The sequence below is a fragment of the Microbispora sp. NPDC049633 genome, from assembly GCF_040675265.1.
In the GTDB taxonomy this organism is placed as follows: Bacteria; Actinomycetota; Actinomycetes; order Streptosporangiales; family Streptosporangiaceae; genus Microbispora; species Microbispora maris.
Window position 1 is genome coordinate 1 of sequence record NZ_JBFAOO010000004.1, and the last position, 14,936, is coordinate 14,936.

Sequence of the window (14,936 nt, forward strand, 5' to 3'; positions counted from 1 at the left end):
ACCGTCATCCCGCCCGTGGTGCGCAGCCAGCTGCGCGTGGAGGCATGCCCATGCTGCTTGGCCTGCCCCGCCCGATGCACCCGCCCGACTCGATCCGCCAACGCCGAGGTGATCCGATCCCGGGCGAACAACAACTCCTCGGCCTCGGCCAGGCAGATGTCCACATCGTCCGGAACCGGCGCCAACGCCAACGCCTGCGCCGACTCACGAACAGAACCCACCAGCACCCACGACGACCGGTCTCGAGCAGCACCGGTAGCCGCATTCGGGGCGCCGGCATCGGTGGCTCCGCAATCGCTATGCGCATTGTCGGCGAATGCGGCTTCATCGCTCGCGATCGAGAAATATTCAGGGCGGCAGTCGTCGCGGGCGAGCGAACCGTCGGACGACCACAATGGCGAACCGGCTGTCAGCCGATCCCACCAGTCGTCATGGGGGACGTTCGAACGGTCATAGCGATCAGGGTGGAATTTCGACATCTCCAGCCCACCCCCGTTCGCCGATTCGAAAACTTGTATGAATCGTTTCATGCCTCGGAAGCGGGAGGCAAGCTCGCCGGACGATTTCCTGGGGTCACAGGAACGGAGAGAAATAGTCGTTACGGATATAACTGCTTATATCTCCGCTAAATCCGGGTTTCGGTGTCGCCCTCGACTCTCGCAGACGGCGTACTGGGTCGATTACCGGCGCGGGGGAAGCGCAGGAGATTCAGGCGTCCTGTATCGCACGCATGCGCCGGATCTCGGCGGTCTGCTCGGCGATCACATCGGTGGCCCACTGTTCGACGGTGAGATGCGAACCGCCGGTGAGCGCCCGCGTCGCCATCGCGATCGCGCCCTCGTGGTGAGTGATCATCAGTTGGAGGAACAGGCTGTCGAACCCGGTGCCGTGGGCCGCCCTGAGCGCCTTCATCTGCTCCGGGGTGGCCATGCCCGGCATGTTTTCATGGCTCGCGTGGTGGTCGGGCCGGGGGAGGCGCTCCCGGTCCAGCCAGGAGGTCATGGCCCGGATCTCCGGCCCCTGTACGTCGTGGATGCGGGCCGCGAACGCCTTCAGCTTGGCGGACGAGGCCCGCGTGGGTGCCAGGCCCGCCATGTCCAGCGCCTGCCGGTGGTGGACGATCATGTCCTGGACGTACCGGACGTCGGCCGCGTTGATCGAGGGGGAGGGGACCGCGGTGGCCGCCTCGGCGGGGCTGAGGGTCCTGGCCTCCTCCCCGGGCCGGCCGGGTGCGATCACGGGGGCGGTCGACGCCGGCCCGCTCGCGCGTACGTCCTGGGAGCAGCCGCCCAGGAGAAGGGCGGCACCGGTGACAAGGGTCAGCGCCACCCGCACCCTGCTAACTCGTGCGACCCGCACGCCGCCTCCTCGTCACGGAGCGTGTGGAGATGATCACGACGCTAACCCCGCACTCGCATCAGGTCAAAGGGCGATATATGGCAGTTTTATTGACAGATTGACAGCTGGCGGAATGCGCTGTCAAAGGCGACGATGCGTTCATTTATCTCCCTCTTTTATGAGGAGGACAGCGAGTTGTTCACCTTACGCCGCAGCAGCCGGCTGCTGGCCGTGGCGGGAGCGGCGGTCGTCCTGGCTCTTGCCGGCGGCCCCGCACAGGCCGCCGACGTCCTGGCCCCCGGCGAGATCGCGATGAGCCCGAACGTCACGCACGTCGCGAACGTGCCGACCCCGGCCGCCCTGGCCGGCACCATCAACACCGACATGGCCTTCCAGGGCGACTACGCCTATGTCGGCAACTACGGCGGGTTCACGATCTTCGACATCAGGAATCCGAAGCGGCCGGCGGTGGTGAGCTCGGTGGTCTGCCCCGGCTCCCAGATGGACATGTCCGTGTACGGCGATCTGCTGTTCGGGTCCGTCGACTCATCCCGCGACAACGACTCGTGCTCCAGCACGAGCCAGGCGGCGTCGGTCAAGGAGTCGTGGGAGGGCGTCCGAATCTTCGACGTCGGCGACAAGTCGAACCCGAAGTACATCAAGTCGGTGGAGACGAACTGCGGGTCCCACACGCACACCCTCGTGCCGGACAAGAGGGGCAAGAACGTCTACATCTACGTCTCCTCCTACGGCCCGTCGGCGGCCTTCCCCGACTGCACGCCGCCGCACGACCTGATCTCCATCATCAAGGTCCCGATCGAGAACCCCACCGCCGCCTCGGTCGTGGCGACGCCGGTGCTGTTCCCGGACGGCGGCAACCCGGGCGACGGGCAGTCCTACCCCGACGGCACATTCGCGACGACCGGCTGCCACGACATCACCGCCTACCCGGAGAAGGGCATCGCGGCCGGAGCCTGTATGGGTGACGGCATCCTGATGGACATCCGCGACCCCGAGCACCCCAAGGTCCTCGACGTCGTCCGCGACGACGAGAACTTCGCCTTCTGGCACTCGGCGACGTTCAACAACGAGGGCACCAAGGTGGTCTTCACCGACGAGCTCGGCGGCGGCAGCGCGGCCACCTGCAATGAGGCGATCGGCCCGAACCGCGGCGCCGACGCCGTCTACGACATCACCCGCGGCAACAAGCTGGTCTTCAAGAGCTACTTCAAAATCGGGCGCTACCAGGACGACACCGAGAACTGCGTCGCGCACAACGGCTCCCTGATCCCGGTGAAGGGCCGCGACATCATGGTGCAGGCGTGGTACCAGGGCGGCGTCTCGATCTGGGACTTCACCGACTCGGCGCATCCGCAGGAGATCGGCTACTTCGAGCGCGGCCCGTGGTCGGAGCCGCTGAGCGGCGGCTTCTGGTCGGCCTACTACTACAACGGCTACATCTACGGCAGCGACTTCAACACCGGATTCGACGTCCTGCGGATCGACGACCCGCGTACGAACCAGGCCAGGAGCGTGAAGATGGACATCCTCAACGTGCAGAGCCAGGGCTCGTACCGCGAGCACGGCAGGCACTAGCCGCAGACGCGGAGGCGGGCACCTCCGGTGCGGCCTCTCCCTCAACGCACCGGCGATGCCCGCCTCAACCCCACTGCAGGTATGCCCCATGACCTGCAATGACCACAGGTGCCCCGCAAATCGGGCTCTACACCTAAATTGGCGGAACAAATCCTCCCGATGTCGGCGGAGCCTCTCCGCGCGGCGGTCCCGCCTCCCGCGGCGGGGGCGGCGGCGCGTGGTCGGCGGAGCCCTGAATCCCGTGTTGCCCCTGATGAACGCCGTATCCCTGCGGGCCGTACGGCGGGGAAGCGGAACGGGCCCGGGCGAGCCGGATCTCCTCGCGGCGCCTGCGTTCGGCCAGCACGGCGGCCAGGTAGGCGTACGGCGGGACACCCGGCGGGGGCGGCGGCGCCACCTGCGCGCTGACCTGGCCGGCCACGCGCAGTCCTATCTCCTCCCGCATGCCCGGGCTGAGCTGGTGCCACCGGGACAGGTACTGCCGCGCGGTGTTGGCCAGATCGTCGGACAGCCCGGACAGCTCCAGCGTCGCGGCCCACGACGCGAGCGGCGGGGGCATCTCCGGCGGCGGGGCCTGGCGCGGCGTCCGCTCCCCGATGACGGTCGTCCCGGCGAACAGGTCCCCGAGGCGCTTGCCGCGCTGGTTGACGAGCGAGGTGATGAGCGCGGGGGCGCCGGAGAACGTCCAGAACTCCAGGAACCCGGCGAGCCCGCGGAACAACGCCTGCCGGAAGCGCTCCGGCCCGCCGTCGTCGCTCACCACGCGCAGGCCGAGGGCGAGCTTGCCCAGCGAGCGGCCCCTGCTGATCGTCTCGAACGCGACCGGGTAGCCCACGGTGACCAGCACGATGAACAGGATGAGCAGACCGGTGGCCAGCGACTGGTCGGTCACCAGGGACGCCTGCGTGACCAGCACGAACGCCGTGATCATCGCCGCCCACTGGACGACCCAGTCGATGAGGAAGGCCAGGGCGCGGCTGGAGAGCTGGGCGATGCGAACCTCGACGACGACCGCCTCGCCGGTCACGACTTCGGACACACTGCGCACCCTACTGCCTTCGATACTGCCTTCGATTGCCATGCCTCGCGGCTCGCGCCGATAGGGTCCGATCTGTGGACATCGATGCGTTCGTCGCCGCGAGCAAGCCGTCCTGGGACCGGTTGGACGACCTCGTACGGCGGCAGCGCACGCTGCGCGGCGCGGAGGTCGACGAGCTGGTCGAGCTCTACCAGAGGGCGGCGACCCACCTGTCCATCGTGCGCTCGGGGTCGGCCGACGCCCTCCTCGTCGGTCGCCTGTCGTCGCTGGTGGCGAGGGCGCGCTCGGCGGTCACCGGCGCCCACAGCCCGGCCTGGCGGGAGGTGGCCCGGTTCTTCACGGTGTCGTTCCCCGTGGTGGCCTACCGGGCACGCCGGTGGTGGATCGGCGCCACCGTCGCCTCACTCGCGGTCGCGTACGTCGTGGGCGTGTGGGTGGCGGGCGATCCCACGGTGCAGAACCTCGTCGGCACACCCGAGGAGATCCGTCAGATCGTCGAACACGACTTCGCCGACTACTACTCGGAGAATCCCGCCGCGTCGTTCGCCGGTCACGTGTGGCTGAACAACGCCTGGGTGTCCATGCAGGTCGTGGTCTCGGCGATCCTGCTCGGCCTGCCCATTCCCTGGATCCTGTGGCAGAACGCCGCCAACGTGGGGCTCCTGGGCGGCCTGATGCACTCGAATGGCAAGGCGGACGTGTTCTGGGGGCTGATCCTGCCGCACGGCATGCTGGAGCTGACCGCGGTCTTCCTGGCGGCGGGCGCCGGGATGCGGCTGGGCTGGACCGTCATCGATCCCGGCCCGAGGCGTCGCGCGGAGGCGCTGGCCGAGCAGGGCAGGGCCGTGATGAGCGTCGCGCTGGGGCTGGTCGTGGTGCTGCTCGTGTCCGGGCTCATCGAGGCGGGGGTCACGCCGTCGGGCCTGCCGACCTGGGCGCGCATCTCGATCGGCGCGCTCGCGGAGGCGCTCTTCCTGGCGTACGTGATCGTCTTCGGCCGCCGTGCGGAACGCGCGAACGAGACGGGGGACATCGAGCACGCCCCCGACCTCGCCCCGACCGCCTGAATCGCCGCGTGCGACTCAGAGCCGGCCGGCGGCCTTGAGCGCGAGATACGTGTCGGCCAGCGCGGGGGCGACGTCCTCCGGCAGGGCGTCCACGACCTCCACACCGTGACGGCGCAGCACGGCGGTGATCTCGCGACGCTCGCCGCGCAGCCGCTCGGCCGCGGCGGCGTCGTAGACCGCCTCGGCGGTGCCCCGCCCGGCCGCCATGTCCGCCACCCGCGGATCGGCGACGGAGGCCACCAGGACCATGTGCCGGGACGACAGACTGGGCAGCACGGGCAGCAGGCCCTCCTGCATGGCCGCCGCGTTCAGGTCGGTCAGCAGCACCACCAGGCAGCGCCGCCTCGCCCTCGACAGCACGGCCGCCACCATCCCGGCCGCGTCGGCCTCGACGAGCTCCGCCTCGATCGGCGCCATAACGTTCACCAGCGACGACAGCATCTCGGTCCGCGACGCGCCGGACACCTGGGCCCGTACGGCACGGTCGTAGGCGAGGAAGTCGACGCGGTCGCCGGCCCGGGAGGCGAGGGCGGCCAGCAGCAGCGCCGCGTCCATCGACCAGTCCAGCCGGGGCCACCCGGAAGGGCCGGAGCCGGGCACCGGCGCCACCCCGACCCGGCCCGCCGAGGTGCGGCCCGTGTCGAGCACGATCAGCACGCGGCGGTCGCGTTCGGGCCGCCAGGTCCGTACGACGACGTCGCTGCGCCGGGCGCTCGCCCGCCAGTCGATCGAGCGGACGTCGTCGCCGACCACGTATTCGCGCAGCGAGTCGAACTCGGTGCCCTGGCCGCGCACCAGCGCGGGATGCCGCCCGTCGAGCTCGCGCAGCCGGGCCAGCCGTGCGGGCAGATGCCTGCGGCTGAGGAACGGCGGCAGCACGCGGACCGTCCACGGCACGTGGAACGTGCGCTGCCGGGCCGCCAGGCCGAGGGGCCCGGCCGAGCGGACCGTCACGGCGACGGCCTCCCGGTCGCCCCTGCGGGTGGGCGTCAACGTCGTGACCAGGCGCCGTCGCTCGCGGGGCGGCACGTCGAGCGCCGCCCGGCGCGGAGCGGCCCCGGCCGAGGGCTGCCAGGCGTCGCGCAGGACGCCCCGGACCCGCCGCCGGCCGGGGTTGTCCACGATCAGGCCGATCGCCGCCGACTGCCCGAGCCGCACCCGCCGTTCGCCGTCGCGTTCGAACCGCAGCCCGCGCACGGCCCCCGCGAGCAGCAGGTCGGCCGCCACGAGCGCGGCGAGCACGAGCAGCGCGGCCGGTACGACCAGGCCGGGCTCGGGGGCGAGGAGCACGACGATCGCGGCGAGGGCGGCGAGCAGTCCCGCGCGTCCGGTCAGCGCCACGCGGCCCTCACCGGGGAACGGGGACGGCGGCCAGGATGCCCTCCAGGATGCCGTCGGGCGTGGCGCCCTCCAGCTCGGCCTCCGGGCGTAGCCCCACCCGGTGCCGCAGGGCGGGCCGCGCCAGGGCCTTCACGTCGTCCGGCGTCACGTACGACCGGCCCGACAGCCAGGCCCACGCGCGGGCGGCGGCCAGCAGCGCGGTGGCCCCCCGGGGGGAGACGCCGAGCTGCAGCGAGGGCGACTGCCGGGTGGCCCGGGCGACGTCCACGATGTAGCCGAGCACCTCGGCTCCCACGTGGACCTGGGCGACCGCCCGGCGTCCCGCCTCGAGGTCGGCCGCGGACGCCACCGGCTTGATCTCCGACAGGTCGCGCGGGTCGAAGCCGAGCGCGTGCCGCTCCAGCACGGCGATCTCCTGCTCGCGCGGCGGCAGCGGCACGGTCAGCTTGAGCTGGAACCGGTCGAGCTGCGCCTCGGGAAGCTGGTAGGTGCCCTCGTACTCGACGGGGTTCTGCGTCGCCACCACGATGAACGGATCGGGCAGCGCGCGGGCCTGGCCCTCGACGCTGACCTGCCGTTCCTCCATGGCCTCGAGCAGGGCGGCCTGGGTCTTCGGCGGGGTGCGGTTGACCTCGTCGGCGAGCAGCAGGTTGGTGAAGACGGGCCCCTCGCGGAACTCGAACTCCGCCGTCCGCGCGTCGTAGACCAGCGACCCCGTGACGTCGCCCGGCATGAGGTCGGGGGTGAACTGCACCCGCTTGAAGTCCAGTGCGAGCGTGGCCGACAGCGTGCGTACGAGCAGGGTCTTGGCCACGCCGGGCACGCCCTCCAGCAGCACGTGACCCCGGCACAGCAGCGCGATGACCAGGCCGGTGACGATCGGGTCCTGGCCCACGACCGCCTTGGCCACCTCCGCCCGCAGCGCCGCGAGCGCGTCGCGCGCGGCGTCCGATTCAGGAATGGTCAAGAGTCTCGTACCTGCCTTTCGAGTGTGTCCAGGTGAGCGGCGAGGGCCACCAGCGCGGTGTCGTCCCCGGGCGGCGGGCCGCACAGCAGCGTCAGCACCGGCTGCGGGTCCCGGCCGGTACGGGCGGCCGCCGCGACGGCGACCTCCTCCGGGGTGGCGGTGCGGGGCAGTCCGAGGCGGGGGGCGAGCCGGTCGGCCGCGGCGGCCCGCAGCGCGAGAGCGGCCCGGTCTCTGGCCCGGCGGGCCCGGTAGAGGCGTCCGCGGCCCTCCACGGTCTCCGCCGCCCGCACGACCACGGGCAGGCGCTCGACCACGACGGGCCCGAGCCTGCGTCCCCGCCACAGGGCGGCCACGGCCACCGCGACGACGAGCTGGATGACCGCCCACTTCACACCGGCGGGGATGAGGTCGCCGAGCGATCGGGCCTCCTCGTCCGTCCCGCCGCCGGTCTCGGCGGACTCGTCCGGCGCGGTGAGCCAGACGAGCTTCGTCCGCGCACCCGCCAGGTTCAGCGCGAGCGCCGCGTTGCCGTCCTCCGCGAGACGCAGGTTGGTCAGGAACGACGCGTCGCCCAGCACGGTCACCGTGTGCCCGTCCGCGGTGTAACGGACCAGGGCGTGCCCGTCGCCGGCCGGATAGCAGCCCGTGGCCCCCGGCGGCCCGGTGAGGGACACGCCGCCGGTGTAGGCGTTGCCGGCCCGCACCGCCTCCCGCAGCGCGCATTCCGGGGCCCGGGACCGGGTGCGCGCCTCGCCTTGCCTGCGTACGCCGGGGGCGAGCACGCGGAGGTACGGCACGAAGCCCGCCAGGAGCCGGTCGCCGGGCGCCTCGGCGATGCGGCCGGCGGCGTCGCGGTCCAGGAGGCTCGCCTCCGTGACCAGCAGCAGGGTCTGCGGCCCGGCGGCGGCCACCGCCTCGTCGGGGGTCTCCGCCCGCACCACTTCCACCCCGTGCGCCGCCAGCAGCCGGGCGAGGGCGGCTCCGCCCTGCAGCGAGGTGTCGCCGGGATCGAGGGCGCGGCCCCCGGACGGTCCCCCTGCGAGCAGTACGGGCAGCGCCGCCGCGGCCAGCACGAGCGCCGCCAGCAGCGTGACCCAGGCCGTCTGCCGTGCGCGTCCCGGCGTCCTGACGGTCATGCGGCCGCACCCGTGCGGGCCGACCGCAGGCGTTCGTCCAGCGCGGTGAGCGTCAGGTAACCCTCCCGGGTGCCGCCCGCCCCGCCGTAGGTCACGTCGTCGAACAGGTGTGCCGCCGCGCGCAGGTCGGCCGCGTGGGGCGGCAGGGCCTGCCCGGCGACCTCGGCCAGCTCATCGGCGGTCCGGCCCGGCATCGGGCTGACGACGGCGCGTTCCTCCAGTTCGCGGGCGATGGCGCGCAGCCGCTCCTGGATGGCGCCGGCCCAGCCGCCCTCGGCCGCCAGGCGTTCGGCCTCGGCGCGATGCTCGGCGGCCGTCCGCTCGCGCTGTCCGAACACCGCTCCGCTCTCCGTACGCCGGCCGCCGGAGAAGCGGCGCAGGGCCCACAGGAGCAGCACGGCCAGGACGGCGAGGAGGACGGCGAGGAGGACGAGTGACACGACGCCGCCTTCGCCGGTGCCGCCGCCGCTCAGCAGGTCGCCGAAGAACTGCGAGATCTCCCGCCACAGCCGGTCGAACAGCGGCTCGTGCTGGTAGCCCGCCCCTGACAGCTCGCGCGCCGCCTCCCGCGCGGCCTCGTCGCGGCCGGTGTCGACGGGCGAGGCGAGCAGTGCGGTGGCCCGCACGGCCGTCACGCCTGCGGGCCGTACGGCCCGTACGGCGGAGCCCCCTGGTGGGGCGCGGAGCCCGGCTCGGCGCCGTAGCCCGGGTGCCACAGGTCGTCGATCCCCGCGTGGACCCAGCCCTGCGACTGGTTGCGCGCCGCCGCCGTCTGCAGCACGAGGTCGAACGCCTCGGCCCGCATCCGCCGGTCGGCGTACAGCAGCCCGGCCACGCCCGCCGAGAAGGGATAAGTGATCATGGCGGCGAGGACCTGGCCGACCGTCAGGAGGATCGCCGCGAAGACGGTCCCGGCCGCCGTGCCGCCGCTGAGTATCCCGACGAGCGTGCCGCCGAACGTGAACGGCACCGCCAGCACGCCGCTGATGACGCCCGCGAGCAGGGAGGTGAGCAGCAGGATGCCGAGCACCCGCCAGCTGTCGCCCTTCACCAGACGCCACGAGCGGCTCATGGCGTCGGTGACCCCGCGGCCCTCCAGCACGACCGCGGGGGCCGCCAGCGACATGCGCGTGTAGAAGAACAGCAGGTACGGGACGTAGGCCAGGAAGAACAGCAGGCCGACGAGGACCCCGACCCCGGCGGTGGTGCGCACCGTGCCGTCGAACGCGCCGGCCGCGGCCAGGCTCACGAAAACCGCGACGAGCGCGAGCAGCGGCAGCAGGAGGATGAGCGCCTGCAGCAGCACCAGCCCGAACAGCGCGGGCACGCGCGACCGCGCGAGCCGCCACGCCTCGCCCACCGTGATGCGCCCGCCGAACACCGCGCGGCCGAGCACCCGGGTGAGGACGCCGGTGAGGACCGTCGTGCCCACGAACGTCATGACGTAGCCGATGATCCCGCCGACGAGTTGCGAGACCCCTCCGGCGAACGGTCCGCTCACCGCGTCGGCGGCGTACGGGTCGTCCATGAGCTCGCCGAGCGAACCGACGGAGAAGGCCTGCCCGATGGCGGTCGGGATCGCGGTGATCGCCGCCACGATCGCCGACAGGCCGAGGGTGGCCTTGGGGTTCGAGCGGATCAGCTTGATCGTGCCGTCGAGGATGTCGCCGAGCGCCAGCGGCCGCAGCGGGATGATGCCCGGCCGCGGCGCGTCCGGCGGCCGGTATCCGTACGGCCCGCCCGGAGCGGGCGCATAGGGCGCGGGCGCATGGGGGGCGGACGGATACGATCCCTGCTGCGGCGGAACGGGGGGCGGAGGATCGGCGGGACCTCCCGGTGCGCCGGGTGAGGCCCAGGACCCGGCGGCCCCGCCGTACGGGGGAGGCTGCTCGGCCGCCCAGCCGGAGGGCACGTCGGGGGTGGAGGAGCCGGGGCCGTCTGTCATGTCCCAATCCTGGCATGATGTACGGGCCTGCCGCGCGACCGTACGCGAGGCTCTCTGGGGGATGGCCGAAACAGGGGGTGCGGGAGCACACTTGGAACGTGACCGCACCACGGGATTCCCGCCGGTGTGACCGCATCTGGTCAGATAATCGCGCGCTACGTTTGCTGCGCCTAAACTCCAACCTCTGTCATGGTCGTGTAACACCCAAGTGGCGGCCACCGGTAGCCTGCGGGGGAACCTGTGACAAACGCCCAAATCTCCCATACGCGTACGAATGAGGGGCCATGAAAGGACGCGTGCTGGTCGTCGACGACGACGCCGCTCTCGCCGAGATGCTCGGCATCGTCTTGCGCGGGGAGGGTTTTGAGCCGTCGTTCGTGTCCGATGGCGACAAGGCGCTCGACGCCTTCAGGGACACCCGGCCGGACCTCGTCCTGCTCGACCTGATGCTCCCCGGCGCCGACGGCATCGACGTCTGCCGCCGCATCCGCGCGGAGTCCGGTGTCCCGATCGTGATGCTCACGGCCAAGAGCGACACCATCGACGTCGTGCTCGGCCTGGAGTCCGGCGCGGACGACTACATCGTCAAGCCGTTCAAGCCCAAGGAGCTCGTCGCCCGCGTGCGCGCCCGCCTGCGCCGCACCGACGAGCCGACCCCCGAGATCCTGCAGATCGGCGACATCACCATCGACGTGGCCGGCCACTCGGTCAAGCGCGGCGAGGAGACCATCAACCTCACGCCGCTCGAGTTCGACCTGCTGGTCGCGCTGGCCCGCAAGCCCCGCCAGGTCTTCACCCGCGAGGTGCTGCTGGAGCAGGTCTGGGGCTACCGGCACGCCGCCGACACCCGTCTCGTGAACGTGCACGTCCAGCGCCTGCGCGCGAAGATCGAGAAGGACCCCGAGCACCCCGAGATCGTCGTCACGGTCCGGGGCGTGGGTTACAAGGCCGGACCGGCCTGAGCCGGTCGTCACCGTCATGCCGGTCCCCGCGAGGAAACCCCGTCGCAGGACCCCGGGCCAGATCGCCCGTGGGGTCCGCAGACGCACGCGCCGCCTCGCGGGCCGGCTGCGGCGCGCCTGGCGCCGCTCGCTCCAGCTTCGCGTGGTCACCAGCACACTCGTGCTGTCGATGGCCGTCGTGGCCGTCCTCGGCGTCTTCCTGTACCAGTCGATCAGCGCCTCGGTGCTGACCTCCAGCGAGGTGGCGGCGGTCGAGGAATCCCGGGCGAACGTCGCGACCGCGAGCGGCTACCTCACCCAACCGGCGGACGTGACCGACAACGCCCAGGACGCCACGGCCCAGGGGCAGACGGTCAACCCCGTCGACGCGGCGGCCAAGGCCCTGACGGACCGCTCCGGCGGCCGCTACGACGTCGTCGTCTTCAACGAGGGCTCGGTCGGCGAGGGCCGGGCGTCCGGCCAGGTCGACTGGTCGAGCATCCCGGTCTCCCTGCGGGAGAAGGTGCAGGGCAGCGAGGAGCAGTCGCTCTGGAAGGCGTTCACGACGATCCGCTACATCGGCGCCAAGCAGCCCGAGAGCGGCATGGTGGTCGGCGCCCGCGTCAACGGGACCTACGAGATCTACCACGTCTTCCCGCTCGGCGACGAGGAGAAGACGCTGCTCACGGTGCAGCAGATGGTCTTCGGCGCGGGAGCCGCGCTCGTGCTGCTGCTCGCCGGTGTCGCCTCCCTGGTCACGCGGCAGGTGGTCACGCCCGTACGGCTCGCGCGCCAGGCGGCGGAACGGCTCGCCGCCGGCCGTCTCGAGGAGCGGCTCAAGGTGCGCGGGGAGGACGACCTCGCCCGGCTGGCGACCTCGTTCAACGAGATGGCGTCCAATCTCGCGCTGAAGATCCACCAGCTGGAGGAGCTCTCGCAGGTGCAGCGGCAGTTCGTCTCCGACGTCTCCCACGAGCTGCGCACGCCGCTGACGACCGTCCGCATGGCCGCCGACCTGCTGTACGAGGGCCGCGACGACTTCGATCCGGCCTCCGCCCGGGCCGCCGAACTGATGCAGAACCAGCTCGAACGCTTCGAGTCGATGCTCGCCGACCTGCTGGAGATCAGCCGGTACGACGCGGGCGCGGCCACTCTCGACCTGGATCCCGTCGACATGCGCGACGTGGTGCTGCGCGCGGTGGGCGACTCCGAGACGCTCGCCGAGCGGCAGGCCACCCGGTTCGAGCTGCGCCTGCCCAACGAGCCCTGCATGGCCGAGGTGGACAGCCGCAGGGTCGAGCGCATCCTGCGCAACCTGCTCTTCAACGCCATCGAGCACGGCGAGGGCAAGGACATCGTCGTCACGCTCGGCGCCGACCGCGACGCCGTGGCCGTGGCCGTACGCGACCACGGGGTCGGCCTGAAGCCGGGTGAGGAGACGATGGTGTTCGACCGCTTCTGGCGGGCCGACCCCTCCCGCGCCCGGACCATCGGCGGCACCGGGCTCGGCCTGGCGATCTCGCGGGAGGACGCCATGCTGCACGGCGGCTGGCTCCAGGCGTGGGGCGCTCCGGGGGAGGGCAGCCAGTTCCGCCTGTCGCTGCCGCGCGTCGCGGGCGCCCCGCTGCGCGGGTCGCCGCTCCCGCTCGTGCCGCCGGAGGTCGAGATGCGGCGCACGTGGCGCGGCCACGCCACGCCGGTCCTGACCCCGGCCGCCGGCGTCGCGCCGGAGGCGGCGCCGCGGGCGCGGGAGAACGCGGAGGCGGGGGCCTTCGATGCGGAGTGAGCGGCTCGGCGCCCGCCGTCTCACCGCTGTCGCCGGTGCGGCGCTCGTCCTGGTCACCGGCGGTGCGGGGTGCGCCACCGTGCCCACGAGCGGCAGCCCCCGCCCGGCCCAGGAGGACCACGGCAAGGACACGCTCAGCCAGCCGTACGTGCGGCTGATCGCCACACGACCGAAGAAGGGCGCCCTGCCCGAGGACATCGTCAAGGGCTTCCAGGCGGCCATGGCGGCCTTCGACGACCGGAATCTGAGCGTCGCCAGGGAGTACCTCACCCCCGGCGCGGCCAAGGTCTGGAACCCGTGGCGGCAGACCCGGATCTACGAGGGCAAGATCGAGTCGGACCGCGCGCAGAACCTCCAGGAGGTGAGCCGGACGACGGTGACGATGAAGGGCACGGCGGTCGCCACGATCGACGAGGAGGGCAGGTCCACCCCGGCCGCCGGCAACTTCGTCGAGCCGTTCACGCTGGTCAAGCAGAACGGCGAGTGGCGGATCGACGTGCCGCCCGACTCCCGCCTGCTGTCGTACGACGACCTGTGGCGCGCGTACCGGAAGGTGGACCTGTACTATCCGCCGGCCACCGGGGAGGTCGGCCTCGTGGCCGACCGCGTGTGGGCGCCCGTCGAGCCCAGCCGGGGGGTGCCGGAGACGCTGGTCCGCCGCCTGCTCGCCGGACCGACCTCGTCCATCAGGAACGCGGTGAGCAGCGCGTTCCCGCCGGGAACGCAGCTCAACCGCATCACGGTCGAGGGCGACACGGTCGTGATCGACTTCTCCGCGGAGCTGGAGTCGGTGCCCTCCGACCGTCTCGACGCGCTGAAGGCCCAGCTCGTCTGGACGCTCGGCGAGCTGGTGACCGGCCGGACCGTCGAGATCCGCGCGAACGGCGGTTCGGGGCTGCGCTTCCGGCCCGCCGACTACGCCCGCTACGACCCGAGCGTGCTGACCGGCTCGGTGCAGGCGTACTACATGCAGGGCGGCAGGCTGCTGCAGTTCAAGGAGAAGGGCGACGGCACGCCGGTGCCCGGCGCGGCCGGCGAGCAGGCCGGGAAGTTCTCCCAGCCGGCCGTCTCCGACCCCGGCGACTTCCCGCCCCTCGTGGCCGCCCTGGTCAACGGCGACGGCGTCTACGCCGCCCCGATGACACCGGGCAGCCAGTGGCAGCGGTGGATCGCGGGCGGGGACATGAGCCCGCCCTCCTGGGACCGGTACGGGGCCGTCTGGTCGGCAGAGAGGGTCAACCCGCACGAGAGCCGGGTCTGGGTGGCCGAGAACGGCCGGGCCCGCCGGGTGGACGTCAACGAGGAGCTGTCGTACGGGCGCATCGTCAAGCTGCGGGTCTCCCGGGACGGCGCCCGCGTCGCCGCGATCCTCGACGACGGCCTCGGCACCTCCGTGAAGATCGGCACGATCGTCCGCAACGGCCAGCAGACCCGGATCGAGTCCATACGGACGCTCATCGAGCCGCGCGACGCGCAGAAGATCAAGGACATCGCGTGGCAGGACGCCGCCGACCTGCTCGTGCTGTCGGAGGGCAGGAGCGGCCAGGAACTGGTCACGTGGTCGGTGATGGAGGGCGTCGTCCCGGGTGACGGGCCCATCAAGCTCGACTCGAAGGTCAAATCGGTCGCCGCCGCCCCCGACCACGTCCTCGCGGCGGCCGACGACGGCCAGGTGCTCACCTACAGCATGGACAAGCACGCCTGGACCCCGCGCGCCTACAACGGCGCCACCAACCCCGTCTACCCCCTCGGCTGAGCCGCCCGGAGCGGATTGTCGGTG

General features: G+C 72.2%; 13 protein-coding genes. 5 read left to right on the top strand and 8 right to left on the bottom strand.

The window, feature by feature from the left end; all coding sequences use genetic code 11:
- A partial coding sequence (locus AB0J39_RS02125; protein WP_363460867.1) for a hypothetical protein occupies positions 1–479 on the bottom strand: 479 nt, incomplete at its 3' end.
- Between the two features lie 229 nt (positions 480–708).
- Positions 709–1,359, bottom strand: coding sequence for a DUF305 domain-containing protein (locus tag AB0J39_RS02130; protein ID WP_363460869.1), 651 nt, complete (start codon positions 1,357–1,359; stop codon positions 709–711).
- A 174-nt stretch (positions 1,360–1,533) separates the two neighbouring features.
- Between AB0J39_RS02130 and AB0J39_RS02135 the strand changes: the two genes are divergently transcribed.
- A complete protein-coding gene (locus tag AB0J39_RS02135; RefSeq protein WP_363460871.1) occupies positions 1,534–2,934 on the top strand; it encodes a hypothetical protein in 1,401 nt (466 codons plus the stop codon).
- 133 nt (positions 2,935–3,067) lie between these two features.
- Here AB0J39_RS02135 and AB0J39_RS02140 read toward each other — a convergent pair whose 3' ends face one another.
- On the bottom strand, positions 3,068–3,973 hold the full coding sequence (locus AB0J39_RS02140; protein WP_363460873.1) for an RDD family protein: 906 nt from the start codon (positions 3,971–3,973) through the stop codon (positions 3,068–3,070).
- 74 nt (positions 3,974–4,047) lie between these two features.
- Between AB0J39_RS02140 and AB0J39_RS02145 the strand changes: the two genes are divergently transcribed.
- Positions 4,048–5,040 (top strand): stage II sporulation protein M, encoded by a 993-nt coding sequence (locus AB0J39_RS02145; protein ID WP_363460875.1) that lies wholly within the window; start codon positions 4,048–4,050, stop codon positions 5,038–5,040.
- Positions 5,041–5,055: 15 nt separating this feature from the next.
- Here AB0J39_RS02145 and AB0J39_RS02150 read toward each other — a convergent pair whose 3' ends face one another.
- The 5 genes from AB0J39_RS02150 to AB0J39_RS02170 are packed head-to-tail and all read right to left on the bottom strand — an operon-like array spanning position 5,056 to position 10,429.
- Entirely contained in the window at positions 5,056–6,381 is a 1,326-nt protein-coding gene (locus tag AB0J39_RS02150) for a DUF58 domain-containing protein (protein ID WP_363460877.1), read from the bottom strand.
- A 7-nt stretch (positions 6,382–6,388) separates the two neighbouring features.
- Entirely contained in the window at positions 6,389–7,348 is a 960-nt protein-coding gene (locus tag AB0J39_RS02155; RefSeq protein ID WP_363460879.1) for a MoxR family ATPase, read from the bottom strand.
- Positions 7,345–8,484: a DUF4350 domain-containing protein gene (locus AB0J39_RS02160; protein ID WP_363460881.1), complete on the bottom strand. Its 1,140-nt coding sequence runs from the start codon at positions 8,482–8,484 to the stop codon at positions 7,345–7,347. The genes AB0J39_RS02155 and AB0J39_RS02160 overlap by 4 nt, the downstream gene beginning before the upstream one ends.
- Entirely contained in the window at positions 8,481–9,119 is a 639-nt protein-coding gene (locus AB0J39_RS02165; protein ID WP_363460883.1) for a DUF4129 domain-containing protein, read from the bottom strand. Before AB0J39_RS02165 ends, AB0J39_RS02160 begins: the two co-directional genes overlap by 4 nt.
- Complete coding sequence (locus tag AB0J39_RS02170) at positions 9,116–10,429, bottom strand: glycerophosphoryl diester phosphodiesterase membrane domain-containing protein (protein ID WP_363460885.1); 1,314 nt, start codon at positions 10,427–10,429, stop codon at positions 9,116–9,118. Before AB0J39_RS02170 ends, AB0J39_RS02165 begins: the two co-directional genes overlap by 4 nt.
- Positions 10,430–10,713: 284 nt before the next feature.
- On the opposite strand from AB0J39_RS02170, the gene mtrA reads away from it, so the two are divergent.
- The 3 genes from mtrA to AB0J39_RS02185 are packed head-to-tail and all read left to right on the top strand — an operon-like array spanning position 10,714 to position 14,912.
- A complete protein-coding gene (mtrA, locus tag AB0J39_RS02175; RefSeq protein ID WP_030509347.1) occupies positions 10,714–11,391 on the top strand; it encodes an MtrAB system response regulator MtrA in 678 nt (225 codons plus the stop codon).
- Between the two features lie 16 nt (positions 11,392–11,407).
- Entirely contained in the window at positions 11,408–13,156 is a 1,749-nt protein-coding gene (gene mtrB, locus AB0J39_RS02180; RefSeq protein ID WP_363460887.1) for an MtrAB system histidine kinase MtrB, read from the top strand.
- Positions 13,146–14,912, top strand: a complete 1,767-nt coding sequence (locus tag AB0J39_RS02185; RefSeq protein ID WP_363460889.1) for an LpqB family beta-propeller domain-containing protein — start codon at positions 13,146–13,148, stop codon at positions 14,910–14,912. Before mtrB ends, AB0J39_RS02185 begins: the two co-directional genes overlap by 11 nt.
- Positions 14,913–14,936: the final 24 nt, after the last annotated feature.

What these genes read in the sequence shown, in the direction of transcription:
- AB0J39_RS02170 (WP_363460885.1), bottom strand. Translation starts at nt 10,429, where the DNA reads ATGACAGACGGCCCCGGCTCCTCCACCCCCGACGTGCCCTCCGGCTGG.
- AB0J39_RS02160 (WP_363460881.1), bottom strand. Translation starts at nt 8,484, where the DNA reads ATGACCGTCAGGACGCCGGGACGCGCACGGCAGACGGCCTGGGTCACG.
- mtrB (WP_363460887.1), top strand. Translation starts at nt 11,408, where the DNA reads ATGCCGGTCCCCGCGAGGAAACCCCGTCGCAGGACCCCGGGCCAGATC.
- AB0J39_RS02185 (WP_363460889.1), top strand. Translation starts at nt 13,146, where the DNA reads ATGCGGAGTGAGCGGCTCGGCGCCCGCCGTCTCACCGCTGTCGCCGGT.
- mtrA (WP_030509347.1), top strand. Translation starts at nt 10,714, where the DNA reads ATGAAAGGACGCGTGCTGGTCGTCGACGACGACGCCGCTCTCGCCGAG.